Genomic DNA, 1942 nt, shown 5'->3' on the forward strand with positions numbered 1-1942 from the left:
CCCCGCCGCCCCGACCGTCCCCGCGCCCCGGAGCGAGCGGACCGCCGGGTCCGCGCTGCGCCCCTTCGGCCGGCACCTCGCCTACGGGGCCGACCCGTCCCAGCAGGTCGTCGTCTCCTGGCAGGTGCCGGACGCGGTGACCGCGCCGTTCGTCCGCATCGGCGTCCAGCCCGGCGACTACGGCGCCCCGATCGCCGCCGAGGTCCGCACCCTGGTCAGCAAGCTCTCCTGGCAGAAGCCGGTCGAGGACCAGCCCCTCGTCAAGCCCACCACCGTCACCCAGTACTACCTGCACGCGCGGCTGGACCAGCTGATCCCGGACACCACCTACTACTACGTCGTCGGCCACCAAGGCTACGACCCGGCCGGCCAGGGCGCCCGGCTCGGCGACGTGGCGAGCTTCCGCACCGCGCCCGCCCCCGGCCGCGGCGCCGGATTCACCTTCACCGCCTTCGGCGACCAGGGCATCGGGTACAACGCGGCGGCCACCGGAAACCTGATCGCCGGCCTCGACCCCGCCTTCCACCTCCACATGGGCGACCTCTCCTACGCCAACGCCGGCGGCAGCGGCAAGACCAGCGACGCGTACGACGCCCGCCTGTGGGACTCCTTCTTCGTACAGAACGAACCCGTCGCCGCGCGGACCCCGTGGATGCCGGCGATCGGCAACCACGAGATGGAGCCCTGGTACGGGACCGACGGCTACGGCGGCATGCGCGCCCGCTTCACCACGCCCGACAACGCCTGGAGCCAGTCCACCGGCATCTACTCCTGGCGCTACCAGAACGTCGGCCTGATCAGCCTCGACGGCAACGACGTCTGCTACAACACCCCCGCCAACCTCGACTACACCAAGGGCAAGCAGAAGAAGTGGCTGGAGAGCCGGCTCGCCGCGCTCCGCGCCGACACCGGCATCGACTTCATCGTCGTCTACCTGCACCAGTGCACGTACTCCACCTGCCACGACAACGGGGCCGAACTCGGCGCGCAGCAGGACTGGGCCCCGCTGTTCGACAAGTACCAGGTGGACCTGGTGCTCAGCGGCCACAACCACGTCTACGAGCGGACCGACCCCATCCGGGCCGGCAAGCCCACCCGCAAGGTCGCCTCCGGCGACACCGTCGACCCGGTCAAGGACGGCACCACCTACGTCGTCGCGGGCGGCGGTGGCGGCGGGCTCTACTCCTTCCCCGCCGCCGACACCTACCTCGGGCACGAGAGCGCCAACGACAAGCCCGTGCCGATGGTGGTCTCCGACCGGAGCGGCCACAACCAGACCGTCAAGGTCACCTGGTCCAGGGTCCGGTACACCGGCTACTGCCTGGTGGCGGTCGACGTGACCCCCGCCGTCGCGGGCAGGCCCGCCCGGATGGAGGTGCGCTCGCTCACCGAGGACGGCACCGCCGTGGACCGGGTCACCGTGCAGCGCGGCTGACCCGGCGGCCGGCACCCGGTCCCGTTTGAGTACCGCTACTCAGGCGGGCGGGGCCGGTGTGCCGGGACGATGGCGGTCCCACGACGCCGGAGGCCACGGAGGGCCCGCCATGCTCAGTCGGATCGCCGCCGCCCTGGTGCCCGTCCTCGGGCGCCTCTCCGTCACCTCCGAGACACCCGGCCCGGTCGTCCCGGGCAGCGTCGTCGCGGCCAACCACACCTCGGCCGCCGACCCCGGCGTGGTGCTGGCCGCGCTGCGCCGCCTGGGCACCGAGCCGGTGGTGATGGCGACCGCCGGACTGTGGCGGGTACCGGTGCTCGGCGGAGTGCTGCGCTCCGGCGGGCACATCCCCGTCCACCGCGGCACGGCCCGGGCGGCCGAAGCCCTCGACGCGGCCGCGGCGGCGCTCGCGGCCGGCCGGGTCGTCCTCATCTACGGCGAGGGCGGCCTGCCCAAGCACCGGGACTCCCGCGACGCGGAACCGGGCGCCTTCCGGACCGGCCTCGC

2 protein-coding genes are annotated in these 1942 nt (G+C 73.4%); both read left to right on the forward strand.

Going from position 1 to position 1942, the window contains the following annotated elements:
• Positions 1-1435: metallophosphoesterase family protein (locus AE652_RS40400; RefSeq protein ID WP_049660774.1), on the forward strand; the 1435-nt coding region annotated here is incomplete at its 5' end.
• A gap of 109 nt (positions 1436-1544) precedes the next feature.
• On the forward strand, positions 1545-1942 hold a 398-nt coding region (locus tag AE652_RS40405), incomplete at its 3' end, for a 1-acyl-sn-glycerol-3-phosphate acyltransferase (RefSeq protein WP_049660775.1).

This window comes from Kitasatospora sp. MY 5-36, from assembly GCF_001182915.1.
In the GTDB taxonomy this organism is placed as follows: Bacteria; Actinomycetota; Actinomycetes; order Streptomycetales; family Streptomycetaceae; genus Kitasatospora.